The organism is Actinosynnema sp. NPDC050436 (genome assembly GCF_040655415.1).
GTDB lineage: Bacteria > Actinomycetota > Actinomycetes > Mycobacteriales > Pseudonocardiaceae > Actinosynnema.
Map to the genome: position 1 here is coordinate 14,680 of NZ_JBFAJV010000022.1, position 20,557 is coordinate 35,236.

6 protein-coding genes are annotated in these 20,557 nt (G+C 74.5%); 4 read left to right on the plus strand and 2 right to left on the minus strand.

Annotated elements, in window-relative coordinates:
• Position 1: 1 nt before the first annotated feature.
• Positions 2 to 1,543 carry a histidine ammonia-lyase gene (hutH, locus tag AB0I60_RS34535; RefSeq protein ID WP_360737676.1) on the minus strand — a complete coding sequence of 514 codons (1,542 nt, stop codon included), beginning with the start codon at positions 1,541 to 1,543 and terminating at the stop codon, positions 2 to 4.
• Positions 1,500 to 5,978, minus strand: a complete 4,479-nt coding sequence (locus AB0I60_RS34540; RefSeq protein WP_360737678.1) for an amino acid adenylation domain-containing protein — start codon at positions 5,976 to 5,978, stop codon at positions 1,500 to 1,502. The genes hutH and AB0I60_RS34540 overlap by 44 nt, the downstream gene beginning before the upstream one ends.
• Before the next feature lie 353 nt (positions 5,979 to 6,331).
• Between AB0I60_RS34540 and AB0I60_RS34545 the strand changes: the two genes are divergently transcribed.
• Genes AB0I60_RS34545 through AB0I60_RS34560 form a run of 4 tightly spaced genes read left to right on the plus strand, consistent with a single transcriptional unit; the run spans position 6,332 to position 20,542 of the window.
• On the plus strand, positions 6,332 to 6,883 hold the full coding sequence (locus AB0I60_RS34545) for a hypothetical protein (protein ID WP_360737681.1): 552 nt from the start codon (positions 6,332 to 6,334) through the stop codon (positions 6,881 to 6,883).
• Position 6,884: 1 nt separating this feature from the next.
• Complete coding sequence (locus AB0I60_RS34550; protein ID WP_360737684.1) at positions 6,885 to 7,919, plus strand: BtrH N-terminal domain-containing protein; 1,035 nt, start codon at positions 6,885 to 6,887, stop codon at positions 7,917 to 7,919.
• A 12-nt stretch (positions 7,920 to 7,931) separates the two neighbouring features.
• Positions 7,932 to 16,049: an amino acid adenylation domain-containing protein gene (locus tag AB0I60_RS34555; RefSeq protein WP_360737687.1), complete on the plus strand. Its 8,118-nt coding sequence runs from the start codon at positions 7,932 to 7,934 to the stop codon at positions 16,047 to 16,049.
• Entirely contained in the window at positions 16,046 to 20,542 is a 4,497-nt protein-coding gene (locus tag AB0I60_RS34560; protein ID WP_360737690.1) for an amino acid adenylation domain-containing protein, read from the plus strand. Before AB0I60_RS34555 ends, AB0I60_RS34560 begins: the two co-directional genes overlap by 4 nt.
• Positions 20,543 to 20,557 lie beyond the last annotated feature (15 nt).

The following is a 20,557-nucleotide window of genomic DNA, read 5'->3' on the forward strand; positions in this document are numbered from 1 at the left end:
CTCACGCCAGCGTGGCGGCCCAGTGGGACCGGTGGGCGCGCAGGTGCGTCCGCGCCTGCTCGATGTCGTGTGCCTGGAACCGGTCCTCGGCGAGGAACGGCACCCGTTCCCGGAACGCCTCCACGATCGGCCTGGTCGCCCGGGACAGTCGGAGCTGCGGGTTCAGGTCGATCGCCTGCACGGCTGTGAGCAGCTCGATCGCCAGCACGTACTCGGTGTTGCGGATGATCCGGTCGAGCTTGTAGGCACCGGTGCCGCCCATGCTGACGTGGTCCTCCTGCAACTGGCAGGTCGGGATGGTGTCGATGCTGGACGGGGTGGCGAGCACCTTGTTCTCGTTGACCAGTGACGCCGAGGTGTACTGCGGGATCATCAGCCCGGAGTCCAGGCCCGGTTCGGTCGCCAGGTAGTCGGGCAGACCGTGCTGGCCGGACAGGAGTTGGTAGGTGCGCCGCTCGGAGATGTTGGCCAGTTCGCTCACCGCCACGGCGAGGAAGTCCAGCGCGAACGCGGTGGACTCGCCGTGCAGGTTGCCGCCCAGGATGACCTGGTCGCTGTCGGCGAAGAACAGGGGGTTGTCCGAGACGCTGTTGCACTCCCGCGCGACCACGGAGTCGGCGAAGCCGTGGGTCTGTCGGACGGCGGCGTGCACCTGGGGCGCGCACCGGAACGAGTACGGGTCCTCCTTGGCCGCGTTGCACCCGGGCAGCTCGTAGTGGTTGCTGCCCTCCAGCAGCTCGCGCAGGTTCGCCGCGACCACGCCGCGCTCCGGGTGCCGTGAGGTGTCGTGCAGCACCTGCTGGTAGAACGTCTCCGCGCAGCTGAACGCCTGGATGCTCAGCGCGCAGATCAGGTCGGCGGCCTTGATCAGCTCCCCGGCGCGCAGGATCGAGTCGGTGGCCAGCGAGTTGATGTACTGCACGCCGTTGGTGAGCGCCAAGCCCTCTTTGGGGCCCAGCCGCAGCGGTTGCCAGCCCAGCTCGCGCAGCACGTCCGCCGCCGGCGCGACCCGTCCCCGGTGGTGCACCTCGCCCAAGCCGATCAGGGGCAGCGCCAGGTGCGCCAGCGGCGCGAGGTCGCCGCTCGCGCCGACCGTGCCGCGCTTGGGGATCACCGGGATGACGTCGGCGTTCCAGTGCTCCAGCATCCGCTGCACGGTGGACAGCGCGACGCCGGAGTGCCCGGCCCGGAACGTCAGCACCTTGACCAGCATCACCAGCCGGGAGATGTGCTCGGGCACCGCCTCGCCGACGCCGCAGGCGTGCGACATCAGGTGCTTGTGCTGGAGGTCGGACATCCTGTCCGGCGGGATGCGGGTCTCGCACAGCGAACCGAAACCGGTGTTCACCCCGTAGATGTGCCGGTCCTGCCGGGAGATGGACAGCACGTACCGCGCGCCGTCGTCGATGTTCTTGGCGACCTCCTCGGACAGCCGCAGCAGCGGCCGTTCACGGGCGATCGCGCCCAGTTCGGCGAGGGTGTAGTCGTCGAGGGTGAGCTCACGCACCGGCCGGTCGGCCGGTGCCGCTGGGGACTGTGCCATGGGAGTCGCGGTTCTCCAGTTCGTGGTCGGCGCTCGCGGTCCGGTGTCGGGCGAGCAGGGCGCGGACCTCGTCGTCGGACAGCCGGTCGAGGTCCTGTTCGATGCGGGCGAGCCGGTCGTGGTGGCCCAGGTCGCGTCGCGCGCGCTCCACCAGCGCGGCGGTGGCGGCGACGGTCGGGTTCTCCAGCACGGCGTGCAGCGGGACGTCCACGCCGTAGATCTCCCTGATGCGGTTGACGAACCTGGCGGCTTGCAGGGAGTTGCCGCCCAGGTCGAACACGTCTTCGTCGGGACCCACCCGGTCCACGCCGAGCACCGTGGCAGCCAGCTCGGCCAGATGCCGCTCCAGCGGTGTCCCGGACCGGCCCGCGACGGCGGTCCTGGCGGGCGGTTCGGGCAGTGCGGCCCGGTCGACCTTGCCGTTGCTGTTGCGCGGCAGCGCCTCCAGCGGCACGACGACGTGGGGCGCGAAGTGCCGGGGCGCGGTGCGGCGCAGGAACTCCGGCAGGTCGTCGACCGGGGCGTCGGCCACCACGTAGACCACCAGCCGCTGGGACTCGCCGTCGTCGCGCACCAGCGCGGCGGCCTCCCGCACGGCGGGGTGCGCCTCGACGGCCGCCGCGACCTCTTCCAGCTCCACCCGGACACCGGAGAGCTTCACCTGGTTGTCGGCGCGCCCGGAGAACACCAGGACGCCGTCGTGCCGCAGCACCGCGAGGTCGCCGGTCCGGTAGAGCACGCCGGGCAGCTCCGGGAACGGGCTCGGCCGGTAGCGCAGCCGGGTCTGCCCGTCGTCGCCGAGGTAGCCGCCGGACAGGTAGCGGCTGGCGATCCAGATCTCGCCGACCACGCCGGGCGGGCACAACCGGCCCTGCTCGTCGCGCAGCACCAGCGCCCGGCCGGGGATCGGCCGCCCGATCGGCACGGTGGCCGTGCCCTCCGACAGGCGTTCGACCGGGTGGAAGGTCGCCGCCACCACCTCGGTCGGGCCGTACACGTTCACCGGTCGCAACCGGTCGAACCGCCGCAGCAGCCCGGACACCAGTTCCGAGGGCAATGCCTCGCCCACGAACAGCACGGTGCGCAGCCCGGCGAGCCACCGCTCGGCCCGTCCGTGCGCGTCCAGGGCCCGCAGCACCTCCCGGAACAGCCGGGGGATGATCTGGAGCAGGGTGATCCGCCGCTCGCGCAGCCAGTCGGCGAGCACCGCCGGGTCGGCCGCGCCGGGTTCCGGGCGCAGGCACAGCGTGGCACCGTGGCACAGCGCGCCGAACACCTCGCAGTAGGCCACGTCGAACGGCAGTTCGGCGAGTTGGCCGACCCGCGAGCCCGGGCCGATGCCGAACTCCTCGCTCTGCCAGCGCACGAACTGCGCCAGATCCGCGTGGCGGTGCGGGATGGCTTTCGGCCGGCCGGTCGAGCCGGAGGTGTGGGCGATGTAGGCCGGTGCGTCCGGGCGAACCCCGGGACAGGGCGCTCCGGCCGGCCCGTCGGCCCAGCCGCCGTCCCCGTCCGCGTCCGGCACGACGACGACCTCGGCAACCCCGTCGAGCTGGGCCGCCGCGCGCCGGTCGGCCAGCACCAGCGCCGGCCCCAGGTCGGCGAGGACCCGGGTCAGCCGGGTCGCGGGGGTGCGGGGGTCCAGGCACGCGAACACCCCGCCCGCCTTGAGCACGCCGAGCAGCGCGGCCACCGAGGCCGGCCCGTTGCGCATCAGCAGCGCCACCGGCCGCCCGGCGGGCAGCCCCGCCGCGATCAAGCCGTGCGCGATCCGGTTGGCCCACGCCTCCAACTCGCCGTAGGTCCACTCCCGACCGCCGTCGTCCAGTGCCGGCGCGTCCGGCGTGCGCCCGGCCCACTCCTCGAAGCGGCCGTGCAGCGTCGCGTCGTCGGGGAGGTCCGGTGTGGTGAGGGCGTGCAGCACCGCCTCGTGTTCGGAGGGCGGCAGGGTGGGGGTGCGCCCGACCGGCCGGTCCGGGTGTCCGGCGAGCTCGCCGAGCACGTGCGCGAGGTGGTCGGCCAGCCCCGGCGCGGTCGTGGCCTCGGCCCGGAGACGCACCTCGCCCGCCGGCCCGTCCACGCCCCACCGCACGTCCACCAAGAGGTCGAACGGCGTGCCGGGGCCGATGTCCGTGACTCCGGGCGGCGCGGGTTCGGGCGTCCGCACCGCCACGGCGACCGGTGGACCGGCCGGCCCGGCGCGGCGTGCCTCGGCGTCGGCCCGCGCGGCGGCGGTCGCCCGCACCAGCTCCCGGAAGGTGGCGTCCTCGGACACCACGACGGGCACCGGCAGCACCTCGGTGTAGCACCCGGCCGTCCCCGGCAGCACGCGATCGGTCGAATGCGCGCCGACGACCAGGTCGTGCGAACCCGTGTAGCGCGCCAGCACCACGGCCACCCCGGCGATCACCGCGCTCTCCGGCGGCACGCCTTCCTCGGCGCACAGCGCGGCCAACCGCTGCGTCGGCACTTCCAGCGGCAGCCGGGTCGTCCCCGTCGCCCCGCGCCGCCCGGGAGGGAGGTCGAGCGGCCGGACCGGGTGGTGCGCGGGCAGTTCGCCGGGCCGGTGCTGTCGGTGCTGCCACAGCGCGTAGTCGGTGAACCCGGGCCCCTCCTCGTCGGCGGACGGGCTGCCGTGCCGCAGCTCGGCCAGCAGCAGCCGGTGGGACTCCTCGTCGAGCGCGAACCGGTGCGTGGTCACCAGCAGCACGCTCCGGTGGCGCACGCGGACCAGGTCGACGGTGAGCGGGGGAACGGAGGTCAGGTCCACCGGGGCCGAGACGACCCGCTCCACCAGTACCGCGAGCTCTTCGTCGGAGGTCAGGTCGTGCTCGCGCAGCTCCAGAGCGCCGAGATCGGCGATCCGCAGCCTCGGTCCCTCCTCGGGCACGTGCAGCCGCGTGCGCAGCACCACGTGCCGCCGCTCCAGCCGGGACAGCGCCGTGCGCAGCTCGGCCGGGTCGAATGCGCCGTCCAGCAGGCTCGCGGACTTCCACCCCGGGTCGCCCGGCCGCTCGCGCTCGCCCGCTGCCCACACGTGCTGTTGGCGGGCCAAGGGGAACATCCCGGTTCGGGCGACCCGGTCCGGGCGTTCGACGCGGCGGGCGCGCAACCGGGCGAGCGGCAGGTCCGGGTCCCGGGTCAACCGCCGCGCCAGGTCCAGCAGTTCGGCGCACAGCCGCTCGACGGTGTCGGCCCGGAACAGGTCGGTGTCGTACACCAGCATCGCGTCCAGCCCGCCGCCGGTGGGGGTGAGGAACAGCGACAGGTCGTTCTGCGCGTGCTCGACCTCGACGGGGAACGCACGCACCGCCAAGCCGTCGCCCAGTTCCACCGCGCCGGCGGCGGAGGGTTGGAACGCCAGCGCCACCCGGAACGGCGGCGAGCCGGCACCGCGCCGCCCGCCCGGCCCGTCGGACAGCGATTGCAGCGGGAGCCGCTGGTGCGCCAGAGCCCCGGTCACCGTGGCGCGCAGCCGGATCAGCAACTCGCGGAACGTCGGGTCGCCGCCCAGGTCGCAGCGGAACACCAGGACGTTGAGGAACGGGCCGATCAGGTGCTCGAAGCGCTGGTCGGGCCGGTGGGAGACCGGGCCGCCGACGCAGAGGTCATCCGGCGCGCCATGCCGGCGCAGCAGCAGCGCGAACAGCGCCAGCCACGCGGTGAACGGCGTTGCCGAATCCTCGGCAGCGGCCCGTGCCACCCGATCGGCCACCTCGACGGGCACGGTGAACCGGTGGGCTCGGCCCCGCATCCCTGGGCGCGCCGGTCGCGGCAGGTCGGTGGCCAACTCCAGCGGCGGGCACCCGCCGCCGGCACCCAGCAGCGCGGTCCAGTAGTCCCGGTCCCCGTCGAACCCGCCGTCGTCCTGCGCTCGGCGCTGCCACGCCGTGTAGTCGCGGTACTGGAGTTCCAGCTCGGGCAGCCGGGCGGGCCGACCGGCCGCCTCGGCGCGGTACAGCTCCGCGAACTCGGCCAGGAACACCCCGAGGGACCAGCCGTCGAAGACCGCGTGGTGTGCGACGAGCACCAGCCGGTGCCGATCGGGCGCCGAGCGCAGCAGCGCGACCCGCAGCATCGGCCCGGTCACGTAGTCGAAGGGCCGGTGCGCCAGCTCCCGGGTCGCCTCCTCCACCCGCGCCGCGCCGTCGACCTCACGGACCTCCAGCAGGTCGCCGGGTTCGGCCGCGTACCGCACCACCGGCACGCCCTCGCGCACCTCGAAGCGGGTGCGCAGGACTTCGTGCCGTCGGACGACGGCGGTCAGGGCGCGCTCGACCGCGCCGGTGTCCAGCCCGCCCGCCACGTCCAGGCCGAAGGCCAGGTTGTGCAGGCCGGTGCCCGGTCGCAGTTGGTCGACGAACCAGAACCGCTCCTGCGCGGACGATGCCGGGAGCGGAGTCTCATCGGCAGGTCGGGCGACGCCTGGGAACACCGGAGCACCACCTCTGTCGACAGTATTCGGGATCGGCCTCGGAATTGAACGTAACACGGTCCGGAAGACCTGTGGATAATCATCGCTGTTACTTCCCGTCGGCCGTCCGAGCTTTTCGGGCGGCACCCTCCGGGGCTGATGTCGGAGGTGTCGACGTTATGGGTAATCGGTGCTGCGAGTCGCGGTAAGCGGGATGATTACCGCCTTTTCTCCTCTTGACTCCGCTGGTCCGGGTCGTTGAGACTGGATTGGTCCGGAATGTTCTGCCGGTGCTCCGGAGAGTCGACGCGGTAGGGGACGAGATGGGTTTCGCAGCGCTCGAAGAGTATTCCATCGCGGGCACCGCGCAGGCTGTGCCGATTGATCTGGGACCCCTGCTCAACAACACGGGGGCCACCGACGAAACCGACCTCGGCAGCGGCGCGCTGAATGTCTGGAAGAACTCGCTGCCCGCCGCCGAACTGCCGGCGGCGGGGTTGTTCCGGCACACCGGAGTGCCGTTCCTTTTCCCGGAGACCGGGCCGGGACGGCCGGACAACGTGCGCTGCGAGGGCCAGCGGGTCGACCTGCCGGCCGGGCGCTACGACTGGATCTACCTGCTGGCCTGCTCCGAACGCCGCGCCGAGGACGTCGTGCACCTGCACTACGCCAACGGCGAGGTCGACGACGAGTGGCTGCGCGTCTCGGACTTCTGGGCCGCCGCCCCGTCGCACTTCGGCGAACTCGAAGCGGTGCCGTGCACCCGCATCCACTTCCCCCGCCACGTGCAGCAGGGCATCGGACCGCGCATCTGGCAGCAGCGGCTGGCGGTGCCACGCCAGCAGCCGCTGGCCTACCTGAGGCTCCCGCACAACATCGCGATCCACGTCTTCGCGATGACCGCCGTGTCGATGGGGTGGCGCTGACATGAGGGTCCTGCTGGACGACGTCCGTTTCTGGTTCCACGACCTGTGCAGCTGCCTGCAGGACTGCTTCGGCACGCTGCTGCTGCGCCAGGGCCGCGACCCGGTCGAGGTCCTGGGCGCGGCCTGGGAGTTCCACCACGCGCCCGGTCCGGTGGCCGCCGAGGAGTTCTACTACCCCGCGCCCCGGCCCACGCTCGGCGAGAACCTCCTGCCGCACCACCCGGTGCGGGCGGTCTGGCACGAGCCGCAGGACGTGGAGTCCTCGTGGCAGGACATCCGGGCCTCGATCATCGACGGCCGGCCCGCGATCGTCGCGGTGGACAACTTCCACATGCCGATCCGACCGGCCTACGGGGACGTGCACGCCGCCCACCTGATGGTGGTGTGGGGCTTCGACGACGAGGCCGACGAGGTCTACCTGCTGGAGTCGACGCCCCCGCAGTACTCGGGCCCGGTGGCGCTCGCGGACTTCCGGCGCGCCAGGTCCTCGGCCAACGACTCGCGCCCCGACACCCGGGACTACTTCTTCGCGGGCTCGGGCATCCGGGGCCGCTGGATCGAGGTCACCGTGACCGGGCCGTTCCCGGAGCTGGACCGGGAGCGGGCTGCCGAGATCGTCACCGCCAACGCGCGCGGCTTCACCGACCCCGACCCGGACGCCGGGTGGTCCGGGCTGGCCGGGTTGACCTCCTGGCTGGCGGACGTCTGCGACCGCGCCGAGGACGCGGAGAAGGCGGGCCCCGCGCTCGCCGAGCTCTACACGGCGGGCTGGGCCGCCCAGTCGGCGGCGGCGCTGCACGCGGACTTCCTGCGCGGGGCGGGCAAGCGGTTCGACTGCGACCCGCTGGCGCAGGTCGGACGCCAGGTCGACCGGCTGGCCAACCACTGGACGCCGCTGCGCATCCTGGGCGCGCACGGTTCCACCGCCGGCGTGGCGGTCGCGGACCAGCTCCGGGACCGGGTGCGCAGGTTCACCGCCGACCACCGCGAGGCGGTGCAGCGGCTGGAGGCCGCCGCCGCGGCGCTGGTGAAGTAGGCGGGCGCCGGGATGACACCACACGACGACCGGTCACCGCTCATCACCCGACTGCGCGAACTCGCCGAACGCCGTCCTGACGACGTGGCCTACCGGCACCTGTCCGACACCGTGCCCGCCGACGTCTCCACGATCACCTACAGCCGGCTGGCGCAGGCAGTGGCGGACACCGCCGCGACGTTCACCCCGTTCGGGCCCGGCGCGCGCGTCGTGCTGGCGCTGCAACCCGGGCTCGACTACGTCACGGCGTTCCTGGCCTGCCTGTCCGCGCGGGTCGTGGCCGTGCCGCTGCAACCCCGCGCGGGCCTGCGCACCGCGACCACCGGCCTGTCCCGGCACCCGCTGGCGGTCGACTGCGCCGCCGCCGCCGCGCTGACCGAGGACGGCCTGGTGGAACTGGACACCGCCGACCACCCGGGTCCCGACCCGGTCGACGGCGTCGCCTTCCTCCAGTACACGTCCGGGTCGACCGGGACGCCCAAGGGCGTGGTGGTCACGCACGCCAACCTCGCGCACAACCTCGACGCCATCCGCGACGGCATGTCCATCGGCCCGGACGACCGCGTCCTGGTGTGGTTGCCGCCCTACCACGACATGGGGCTGATCGGCGGAATCCTCGAACCGCTGTGGGCCGGGGTCCCCGCGACCCTGATGTCCCCGCAGGCGTTCGCCCGCCGCCCGCTCGCCTGGCCGGAAGCCGTCGCCGAGCACGGGGCGACGGTGTCCGGCGGCCCCAACTTCGCCTTCGACATGTGCGTGGACCGCACCACCCCGGCCCAGCGCGCCGCGCTCGACCTGTCCCGGTGGCAGGTCGCATTCACGGGTTCGGAACCGGTGCGCCCGGCCACGCTGCGCCGCTTCGCCGAGGCGTTCGCGCCCGCCGGGTTCCGGCCCGAGGCGCTGTACCCGTGCTACGGCCTGGCCGAGTCGACGCTGATCGTGTCCGGCGGCCGGCGCGGCCAGGGGCTCACGACCGCCCGACACCCCGACGAGGGCGTCGAACTGGCCGGGTGCGGCACAGCGCTGGGCGGGCAGCAGGTCCGCGTCGTGGACCCGGAGACCGGCGCCGACGTGCCGCCCGGCCGGACCGGCGAGGTGCTCGTGCGCGGCGGCAGCGTCACCTCGGGCTACTGGAACCGGCCGGAGGCCACCCACCAGGCGTTCACGGCGGACGGCTGGCTGCGCACCGGCGACCTCGGCCTCTTCGTCGACGGTGCGTTGTGCGTGCACGGCAGGCGCAAGGACTCCGTGATCATCCGTGGCCGCAACCTGTTCCCCGAGGACGTGGAGGAGGCGGTCCGGGCCGCTGCGGCGGACCTGCGCGGTACGTCCGTCGCGGCCTTCGGCGTGGACACGGCGGACGGCGAACGCCTCGTCGTCGTGGTCGAGGTCGCCACCGGCCGCGACGACACCGACGAGAGCCGTGCGGCGCTCGCCGGGACCGTCCGCGCCGCCGTCACCGCCGCCACGGGGGTCAACCCGGCGTCCGTGGCGTTGATCCGACGGGGCGGGCTGCCCCGCACCACCAGCGGCAAGGTGCGTCGGGGCGCGACCAAGGCCGGTTACCTCGGCGGCGCGCTGCGCCTGCTGGTCGAGGACCGGGCGGCGGCCGGCGGCGACGGCGCGGCGCTGCCGCCGATGCTCACCGCGCGGTCGGTGCGCGCGCTGGACCGGGGAGAGCGGGTGGCCGCGCTGCTGGCGGCCCTGCGCGCGTGGCTGGCCACGGCGACCGGCGTGCCCGCGCACCGCGTGGACCCCTCCCGGTCGACGGTCGAAGCCGGGATCGACTCGCTGCTGCTCGCCCAGTTGCAGGGCGACCTCGCGCACCGCCTCGGTGTGCGGCTGCCGGCGGCGGCCCTGGCCGGGGCGGGGTCGCTGGACGAACTGGCCGAACTCCTCGCCGACCTGGTCGCCGACCCGGCCGCCGGCACCTACCCGGGCTCCGTCGACACGGACACCATCGGGGCCGGTGCCGTCGACACGGGGTCCGTCGCAGTGGAGGCCGCCGTGCTCACTGCTGCCCAGAACGCCGCCTGGTACCAGGAGCAAGTGCACCGCGGCACCACGGTCAACGTGCTGTCCCGGGCATTCCGCGCGCGGGAGCGGATCGACGTGCCCGTGCTGGAGGCCACGCTGCGGCTGCTCGCCGAACGGCATCCGGCGCTGCGCACCGCAGTGGTCGTGGCGGGCGGCGTCCCCACCGGGCGGCTGCTCCCGTCGACCGAACTCCGGGTCGCCGTCGTGGAGTCCTCCGCCTGGAGCGAGTCCGACGTGGACGACCGCCTGCGCCAGGAGGCCCTGACCCCGTTCGACCTGGCGACGCGACCGTTGCTGCGCGCGGTTGTGCTGCGCCGGCCGGACGGCGACCTGCTGGTGCTCACCGCGCACCACGCGGCGATCGACCTGTGGTCCGCCTCGTTGCTGCTGGCCGAGTTCGACACCGCCCACCGGGCGGTGACCTCCGGCACGCGGCCCGACCTCCCGCCCGTCCCGGCCCTCCCACCGCCCGACGTGGCGGACCTGGCGCGGTCGCGGCGGTGGTGGCGGGACGCGCTCGGAACCGAGCACCCGGTGCCCGCGCTGCCCACCGACCGGACCCTGACCGCAGGTGCGGCATCGGCGACGGGCCTGGTTTCGCGGAGGCTGTCCGACCTGCCCGCCGACGCGGTGCACGACCTCGCCGCCCGACTCGGCGTGAGCCCGTTCAGCCTGCTGCTGGCAGCGTGGAAGGCCGTGCTGCGCAACCACGACCCGGCCGGCGCGGCGACGGCTCCGATCACTGTCGGGGCACCGGCCTCCAACCGGACCCGCCCCGGATCCCGCGCGGTCGTCGGGTTCCTGGCCAACCCGCTGCCGCTGCGCACCGAGGTGGCCGGCGACCTGCCGTTCGCCGAGCTGGCGGCGCGGGTCCACGACGCGGTGCTGGCCGCGCTGGACCACCAAGGGGCACCGTTCAGCGCCGTGGTGGAGGAGACCGGCGCGTCCCGGCCCGACGGGCGAAACCCGCTGTTCGACTCGCTGTTCGTGCTGCACCAGCCGCCCGGTTTCGCGCCGCACGGGACTGCGGAACTCGCGCTGGGGCTGGGCGGCGCGTCCTTCGACCTCGGGACGCTGGTGCTGCGCACGCTGCCGCTGCCGCCCCCGGACTCGCCGGTCGACGTGACCCTGGAGGTCGCCCTCGGCGCCCAGGGGACGGCCGTCGTGGTGAAGTACGCCCGCGACGTGTTCGCCGACCCCACCGGGGCATCGCTGCTCGACGAGTACATCGCGGCGTTGCGCGCCGTGGTGGCCGATCCGGGCGTCCACGTGGACGAGTTGGTCGGCGCGACGCATCCCACGCCGATCACCGGGCCGGTCGCGGTCGGCGACCCGGTCGACGTCGTGGACCGGATCGCCGCCGTCGCCCGGGACCGGCCCGACGCGATAGCGGTGCGGCAGGGCGAGCACGTGCTGAGCTACCGGGGACTTCTGGCGGCGGCCGGCGGCCTGGCGCAGCGACTGCTCGGTGCCGGCGTGCGCCCGGAGTCGCGGGTCGGCATCGCGCTGCCGCGCACGCCCGACCTCCTGGTCGCCGTGCTGGCCGTGCTCCAGGCCGGCGGCGCCTACTTCCCGTTGGACCCCGCCCTGCCCGAGGCCCGGCGCACGGCGTTGCTGGAGCAGACCGGGCCCGCAGTCGTGATCGCCACCGCCGACTTCGCGCCGCCACCCGGCGTGCCGGTGCTGCCGGTCGACGGCCCGCACCCGCCGACGGTCCCCGGCAACCAGCTCGTGCACCCCGACCAACTCGCCCACGTGCTGTTCACCTCCGGCTCCACCGGGCACCCCAAGAGCGTGGCGTTGACCCGGGGCGGCCTCGCCGCGCTGGTCGAGTGGGCACTGCGGGCGTACTCGCCCCACGAGCTCTCGGCGGTGCTGGCGGGCACCCCGGTGGTGTTCGACCTGTCGGTGTTCGAACTGCTCGGCACGCTCGGGGCGGGCGGCACCGTGGTCCTCGCCGAGCACACCCTCGACCTCCCCCGGCTGCGCGAGCGCGACCACGTCACGTTGATCAACACCGTCCCGTCGGTGGCCGCCGAACTGCTCGCCCACGGCCTGCCCGCAGGCGTGCGCACCGCCAACCTCGCGGGTGAGCCGCTGCCGCTGCCGCTCGTCCGCGACCTCGCCGGCGCAGGTGTCGACCGGGTGGTCAACCTCTACGGCCCCGCCGAGGACACCACCTACTCCACCACCGCCGAGATCGACCCGGCCACCGCGGGCGCGGTCCCGATCGGCCGCCCGCTGCCCGGCTGCACCGCGCACGTCGTGACCGGGACGGGCCGGTTCGTCGGCACGGCGGCACCCGGTGAACTGCTGCTGGCCGGCCCGAAGTTGGCGCGCGGCTACCTGGGCGCGCCGGGCCTGACCGCCCAGCGCTTCGTCCCCGGCCCCGACGGGGCGCGCGTCTACCGCACCGGTGACCGGGTGCGCCGCAACCACGAGGGCGACCTGTTGTTCCTCGGCCGTGCCGACCGCCAGGTCAAGCTGCGCGGCGTGCGGATCGAGCCTGCCGAGATCGAGTTCGTCGTCGGGACGTGCCCGGGGGTCCGGGAGACCGCAGTCCGGGTGGTGCGCGCCGGCCGGTCCGACGCCGCCCTCGTCGCCTACTTCGCGGGCGAGGCCACGGAGGAGGAGGTCCGGCGACACGCGAGCCGCGAACTGCCCGCCGCCCTGGTGCCGCGCCAGTGCGTCCGGGTCGACCGGCTGCCCAGGACCGCGAGCGACAAGCTCGACCGCGCCGCGCTCGACCTCGTCCCACTGCCTGCACCGCCCGCGCCCGCCACCCGCGCGATGACACCGGCGGAGCAGGTCGTCGCGGAGGTCTGGTCGGCCGCGCTGGGCGTCGTCGAGCAGGACCCGGACGCGGACTTCTTCGCGCGGGGCGGGCACTCGCTGCTGGCGATGCGGCTGCTGGCCGCGCTGGAAGGCCGCACGGGCGTCCGGGTGCCGCTGGACCGGCTGTTCGCCCGGCCCACGATCGCGGGCCTGGCCGAGCACGTCGCCGCCGGCGATGCCGCAACCCAGGCCGGGCCGCCCGAGGCGGCGACGACCGGCCCGGGGCCGCTGTCGCCGACCCAGGAGCGGTTCTGGTTGATCCAGTCGATCGACCCGACCGACACCTCCTACACGGTGGCGGGCGTGCTGCGGCTGCGCGGCGCGCTGGACACCGCACGGCTGGAACGCGCGTTCACCGCGCTCGTCGCCCGGCACGAGGGGCTGCGCACCCGGTTCGCCACCGACGAAGGCGAGCCGCGCCAGGTCGTCCTGCCGGCCGGACCGGTCGCGCTCCCCGTGTCCGAAGCGGACGAGCACACGGCGTCCGCGACCGCCCACGAGATCGCGCGCACCCCGTTCGACCTGACCGGCGGACCGCTGTGGCGGGCACGTCTGCTGCGGACCGCCCCGGACGTGCACCGGCTGGTCTTCGCCGCACACCACATCATCTGCGATGGCTGGTCGCTGGAACTGCTTGCCCGCGACATCGGCCTGGCCTACACGTCGGACGGTCCTCTCGACCCCGCGCCCTCCTTCACCGATTGGGCGGCAGGGCAGCGCCGGCGGTGGACCGATGACCACGGGGGAGGGCTCGCCTGGTGGCGCGAGCGCCTCGCGGACCTGCCCGACCTGCACCTGCCCACCGACCGGGACCGCCGAGCGGGTACGCCCAAGACCGCCGCCGTCGTCCGCGCCACGCTGCCGGCCGGCACCACGGCCGCGCTCGACGCGCTGTGCGCCCACGAGGGCACGACCCGGTTCGCCGCGTTCACCGCCGTGCTGTCGGAGGTGCTCGCGGTCCAGAGCGGGCAGCAGGAGTTCGGTCTGGGCATCCCGGTGGCGGGTCGTACGACGGCCGCCGAGTCCGAGCTGTTCGGCTGTGTCGCCAACACGGTCGTGCTGCGCGCCGACCTCACCGGGCGCCCCACGTTCCGGGAACTGCTGCGCCACTTCGGGAAACAGGTGCGCGACGCCGTCGTCCACCAGGACGTGCCGTTCGCCCGCGTGGTGCGCGACCTGGCCGCCGCCGGCGGGGCCGGCGGCAGCCCGCTGTTCCAGGTCGCCGTCGCCGACCAGCCCGCCGGCGTCGCACTGCCGCTGGCCGGCGTGGACTGCGAGCTGGAGCCGCTGGACAACCCCACCGCCAAGTTCGACCTGAGCGTCCTGCTCGGCGGAGGTGCCGAACCCGACCTGGCCTTCGAGTACGACGCCACCCTGTTCGACGAGTCCACCGCGCGGGGCGTGGCCACCCGGTTCACCCGCCTCGCCGCCGCCGTCGCGGCGGACCCGGACACCGTCGTCGCCGACCACGACCTCACCGACGCCGGCGAACGCGCCCAGCTGCTGGCGTGGGGTGACGGCGGCCCGCTGCCGGACCTGGGCGTGCGGTTCCTGCACGAGGTCGTCCTGGCCCAGGCCGCCCGCACCCCGGACGCGATCGCCATCACCTCCCGCGCGGGCGCGTTGAGCTACGGCGCGCTCGCCACCCGGGTCAACCGCCTCGCGGTCGGCCTGCGGCAACGCGGGATCGGCGCGGAAGACCGCGTCGCCCTCTGCCACGAGCGCACGCCGTCCGTGGTCGTGGCCCTGCTGGGCGTCCTCGCGGCCGGCGCGGCCTACCTGCCGGTGCGGCTCACCGACCCCGCCGAGCGGCGGGCCGAGGTGCTGGCCGACGCCGACGTGCGACTGGTGCTGTGCGACCCCGAGACCAAGACCTGGCTCGACACCTGGGACGTGCCGCTCGCCACCGTGGACGAAGTCGTGGCCGAAGCCCCGCGCGGGGCCGTGCCGCCACCAGCGGTGGACGACCGGCAGCTCGCCTACGTGCTCTACACCTCGGGCTCCACCGGCAAGCCGAAGGGGGTCGCGGTCACCCACCGGGGAGCGCTGGCCCGCATCCTGTGGGCGCGGACCTCGTTCACCGACGGGGAGCTGTCCGGGGTGCTCGCGGCGACGTCGCTGAGCTTCGACCTGTCGTTGTTCGAGCTGCTCGCCCCCCTCGCCGCCGGCGGCACGGCCGTGCTCGCGGAGAACGTCCTGGAACTGCCGCAACTGCCCGACCGCGCCCGGATAGCCACGGTCACCGCCGTGCCGTCCAGCCTGACCACCGTCCTCGACCTGGGCGGCTGGCCGGAGACGGTGCGCACCATCGGCCTGGGCGGCGAACCGCTGCCCGCGCCGCTCGCGGCCCGGGCCCGCGACCTGGCGAGCGAGCGGGCGGTCAACCTCTACGGCACCACCGAAGACAGCTTCTGCTCCACCTGGACCACCCTGACCGACGACCTGGTCACCGTCGGCCGCCCGCTGCCCGGCACCACGATCGAGGTCGTGGGTCCCGGGCCGGGACCGAACCCGGGCGGGACGCCCGGCGAGGTCGTGGCCGGCGGGGTCGGCGTCTCGCGCGGCTACCTCGACCGACCCGGGCCGACCGCCGCGGCCTACCGCCCGGACCCGGCCGGCCCGCCCGGTTCCCGCCGCTACCTCACCGGCGATCGCGGCCGGTGGACCCCGCACGGTCTGCGGATGGCGGGCCGGCGCGACGACCAGGTCAAGATCCGGGGCCACCGGGTCGAACTGGGCGAGGTCGAGGCGGCGTTGCGCGCCGTGGACGGCGTCGCCGAGGCCGCCGCCCTGGTCGTGACCTCGCCGCACACCCGTCTGGTCGGCTACCTCCGCCCCGTCGGCGACGGCGAGGTGGACCCGGGGCGGCTGCGCGCGGCCCTGCGCCGACGACTGCCCGACTACATGGTGCCCTCGGTGTTCGCGGTCGTCACCGCCATGCCGCGCACCTCGGCGGGCAAGCTCGACCGCGCCGCCCTCGCCCGCGTCCCCGTGCACGGGCTCGACGGCGACGACGGCGAGCCGCCCCGGCCCGGCGCCGAGACCGAGATCGCCGAGGTGTGGCGGGAACTGCTCGGGCTCACGGCGGTGACCCGGTCGGCGCGCTTCTTCGACCTCGGCGGCGATTCGCTGCTCGCCGCCCGGATGACCACCAGGGTCAACACCCGCCTCGGCACCGACCTGCCGATCCGGGTGGTCTTCGACGACGACCGGCTGACGTCGTTGGCCGCGCACGCGGACCGGAAGGACACCAGGTGACCGCAGACGACCAGGACACCGCCGCACGGCTCTCCCCGGCGCGGGCGGAGTTGCTGCGCCGGTGGCGCCGGGGCCGCGCCGCCCCGGCCGCGCCCGCCATCCCGCGCCGGGCCTCGGGCGGCCCGGCCGTGCTGTCGTTCGCCCAGGAACGGCTGTGGGTGCTCGACCAGTTCCTCGGCCCCGGCAACGCCTACAACACCATCCCGCTGGCGGCCCGCCTCACCGGCCCGCTGGACGTGACCCTGCTGGAGCAAGCCCTGCGCGCGGTCGTCGCGCGGCACGAGGTGCTGCGGTCCCGGTTCACCACCGTCGACGGGCAGCCCAGGCAGGTGGTCGACCCCGACGTGCCGGTCGGGGTCGAGGTGTCCGACCTGCGCGGCGAGCCCGACCCGGAGGCCGAGGCGCTGCGCCGCGCCTCGGCGGTCCGCAACGCGCCGTTCGACCTGGAGACCGGGCCGCTGTTCGCCACGAGGCTCTTCCGGGTGGCCGAGCAGGAGCACATCCTGCTGCACACGACCCACCACATCGTGTCCGACGGCTGGTCCGACGACGTGCTGATCCGCGAGATCGGCACCAACTACCTGGCTCTGTCCCGAGGCCGCCCGCCCACCGCGCCGCCACTGCCCATCCAGTACGCCGACTACGCGGCCTGGCAACGGGAACGGCTGTCCGGCACTGCCGTCGACGACCTGCTCACGCACTGGCGCACGCGGCTCGCGGGCGCGCCCACCGTGCTGGAACTGCCCACCGACGCCCCCCGTCCCACCACCCAGCGGTTCATCGCCGCGACGCACCGGCTGACGGTTTCGCAGGAGGTCACCACCGCGCTCAAGGAACTGGCCCGCGCCGAGGGCGCCACGCTGTTCATGACCGTGCTCGCGGCGGTGAACGTCCTGCTGGGTCGCTACTCCGGGCAACGGGACATCCTGGTCGGGTCGCCGGTGGCGGGCCGCACCGTGCCCGCGACAGAGGAGCTCGTCGGCTGCTTCGTCAACACGCTGGTGCTGCGGACCGACCTGGGCGGGGACCCGACCTTCCGGACCCTGCTCGGTCGGGTCCGCGCCGTGGCCCTCACCGCGTACGAGCACCAGGAACTGCCGTTCGAGCGGCTGGTGGACGAGCTGCAACCCGACCGCGACACCTCCCGCAACCCCCTGTTCCAGGTCATGGTCGCGGTGCAGAACAGCCCACCGCGAGCGCTGGAGTTCGACGGCTTCCGGCTCGCTCCCGTCGAGATCGACAACGGCGTGGCCAAGTTCGACATCACCGTCGACCTGCGCGAGTACGAGGGCGAGCTGACCGGCCGCGTGCAGTACGACAGCGACCTGTTCGGGCCGGCCACCCGCGACCGGATGACCGGACACCTGCGCACCCTGCTGGCAGGCATCGCCGCCGACCCGGACCGGCGGTTGTCGGAACTGCCGCTGATGCCGCCCGAAGAGCGGGAACAGGTGCTGGTGCACTGGAACGACACCGGCCGGGAACGCCCGCGCCGCCGCCTGCACGACCTCATCGCGGACCGGGTGGCCGAACGCCCCTCCGCCGTCGCGGTGTCCGCGCCGGACGGCCAGCTCACCTACCGCGAGCTGGACCGCCGGGCCGCCCGGTTGGCCGGGGCGCTGCGCGCGCACGGCGTCGGGCCGGACAGCCCGGTCGGGCTGCTGCTGGACCGCACCGCGCTGCTGCCGGTCGGCGTGCTGGGCGTGCTGAAGGCGGGCGGCGGGTACGTGCCGCTGGACCCCGGGCACCCGCCCGAGCGGATCGCCGGGATCGTGGCCGATGCGGGCGTGGCTGCCGTGGTGACGACCGGCGACCTGGTCGGCGCGCTGGACGGTTGGCCCGGCCCGGTCGTCCGGCTCGACGAACCGCACGGGGACGGCTCCGCGGCCGGCGTGCCGGACACCCCGGCGACCCCGGACTGCCTGGCCTACGTCATCCACACCTCGGGTTCCACCGGCAAACCGAAAGGCGTGATGATCACCCACCACGCCGCCGTGAACATGATCACCTCGACGCTGGAGGACATCGGCCTCGGCTTCGGCGACGCCGTCCTCCAGTACGCGACCCTGTCGTTCGACGTCTCGGTGCTGGAGGTGTTCGCGGCCCTGTGCTCCGGCGCGCGGCTGGTCGTCCCCGACCGGGAGACCCTCCTCGACCCGACCGCGCTGACCGCGTTGATGGTCCGCGAACAGGTCACCGCGTTCGACATCCCGCCCGCGGTGCTCGAACTGCTCCCGCCGGACGGGGTGCCCTCACTGCGCGTGCAGTTCATCGGCTGCGAGGCGTTCGGCGGTGAGCTGGCGACCCGGTGGCAGCGCCCGCACCGCAGGCTCATCAACGGCTACGGTCCCACCGAGGCCACCGTGATGATGACCTTGATGGAGCTGGATCGCCCGTACAGCCGGATGCCTCCGATCGGCCGGCCCATGCCCAACCACGAGGTGTACCTGCTGGACCGGGACGGTGCCCCGGTGCCCGTCGGCGCGGCCGGCGAGCTGCACATCGGCGGTGCCGGCGTGGCGCGCGGCTACCTGGGCAAGCCGGGGATGACCGCCGAGCGGTTCGTCCCCGCCGCCTTCGGCCGGCGGCCGGGGGACCGGCTCTACCGGACCGGTGACCTGGCCCGCTACCAGTCCGACGGCACGCTGGAGTTCCTGGGCCGCGCCGACCAGCAGGTCAAGATCCGCGGCCTGCGCATCGAGCTGGGCGAGATCGAGGAGGCGTTGAAGGGCCACCCGGAGGTGCAGCACGCCGTGGCGGCGGTCCACCAACCATCCGGCGGCACCAAGCAACTGATCGCCTACGTCCGCACCGAGCGGACCACCGGGCGGTTCGCCGTCGACGTGCGGACCTGGCTCGGCGCGCGGCTGCCCGCCTACCTGCTGCCCCAGGTCGTCGTGCCGCTGGAGCGGTTCCCGTTGAGCCCCAGCGGCAAGGTGGACCGCGCGGCGCTGCCCGACCCGGCGGACGCGCTGGCGGACCTGGCCGACTCCGCCGATCCTGCCGACCCCGCCGATCCCGGCGTGGTGCCGGTCGCCGGCTCTCTCGGCGGTATCGAGCGCGAACTGGGTGAGGAGGTGTTCGCGGAGATCCTGGGCGTGCACCGGGTGGGACCGCACGACAGCTTCTTCCAACTCGGCGGGAACTCGTTGCAGCTGGCCAAGCTCCAGTCCCGGATCACCGAGCGCTTCGGCGTCCGCGTGCCGCTCAAAGCGCTGTTCGAGGGACCGTCCGTGGCACAGCTGGCCGAGCACCTCGCCACGCTGGGCGTGGCGGCGGTCGGCGAAGAGGCGGCCTCGGGGGTGATGAGCGCGCCGTTGACCTGGCAGCAGCAGCGCTTGTGGGAACTGGGTGCCACGGTCAACAAGCCGCTGGCCGCGCGTATCACGGGCTGGCTGGACGCCGAGGTGATCCGGGGCGCCGTGGACCGGCTGGCGGAGCGGCACGAGGCGTTGCGCACCGTGCTCGACACGTCCGGGCCCGAACCCGTCCAGGTCGTCGACCCGACCGCGCGGCCCCGGTTCACCGTGGTCGAGGCGTCCGGCGAGCAGGAGGCGCAGCAGATCCTGGCGGAGGAGGTGCGCCGGGAGTTCGATCCCGCCGACGGACCGCCGGCCCGGGTGACCCTGGTGCGGCTGGGCGAGTTCGACCACCTCCTGGTCATCACCCTGCACCCGCTGCTGTGGGACGGGGCGTCGCGCGGCGTGCTGGCCCGGGACCTGCTGGTGCTCGGTGACGTCGCGGACGGAGAACTCGCGCCGGTGCCGCTGCGCTACGTCGACTACGCCGCCCGGCAGCGCGACTGGCTCGGCGACGCGGAGTGCGCGCGGTCCACCCGGTACTGGGCGGGCCGGATCGCGGGCGCGTCCGCGCCGGCGCTGCCCGGACGTCGGCCGGGCAGGGCACCGGGACCGGGAGCGCGGTACCCGCTGGAGTTGCCGCCGAACGCGGCCGAGCGCGTGGCGACCCTGGCGCGCGAGCAGAACGCCACGCCGCACCACGTGCTGCTGGCGGCGTTCGTGACGGCGCTGGGCGAGCTGACCGGCCAGCACGACGTCGTGGTGGGCGTGCCGCTGGCCAACCGCGTGGTGGACGGGTCGGCGGACGTGGTCGGCCACTTCGTCACCACCGCCCCGATCCGGGTGGTGCTCCCGCGCGACGGCGGGTTCGGCGCGGTGGTGCGCGCGGTCCGCGACGCGGTGGCGGAGGCGAGCGACCACCAGCAGGCCCCACCGCCGGCCGAGGCGCCTGCAGTGACCTTCGACCTGCTGGAGGCGGCGGCGGCGCTGCCGGTCGCGGCGGGGGTGGAGATCGAGGCGGTCGAGGTGGACACCGGCTACGCCGACTTCGAGTTGACGTTGGCGCTGGAACGCCGCCGCGACGGCCTGCACGCGTCGATCAGGTACGCCACGGAGGTCTACCCGCAGGGCACGGTGCGACTGCTCGCGGAGACCTACACGACGGTGCTGGAGCGGCTAATCCCTGCGGTCTAGGCATCCTGCGATAAG

What these genes read in the sequence shown, in the direction of transcription:
- hutH (WP_360737676.1), bottom strand. Translation starts at nt 1,543, where the DNA reads ATGGCACAGTCCCCAGCGGCACCGGCCGACCGGCCGGTGCGTGAGCTC.
- AB0I60_RS34550 (WP_360737684.1), top strand. Translation starts at nt 6,885, where the DNA reads ATGAGGGTCCTGCTGGACGACGTCCGTTTCTGGTTCCACGACCTGTGC.
- AB0I60_RS34555 (WP_360737687.1), top strand. Translation starts at nt 7,932, where the DNA reads ATGACACCACACGACGACCGGTCACCGCTCATCACCCGACTGCGCGAA.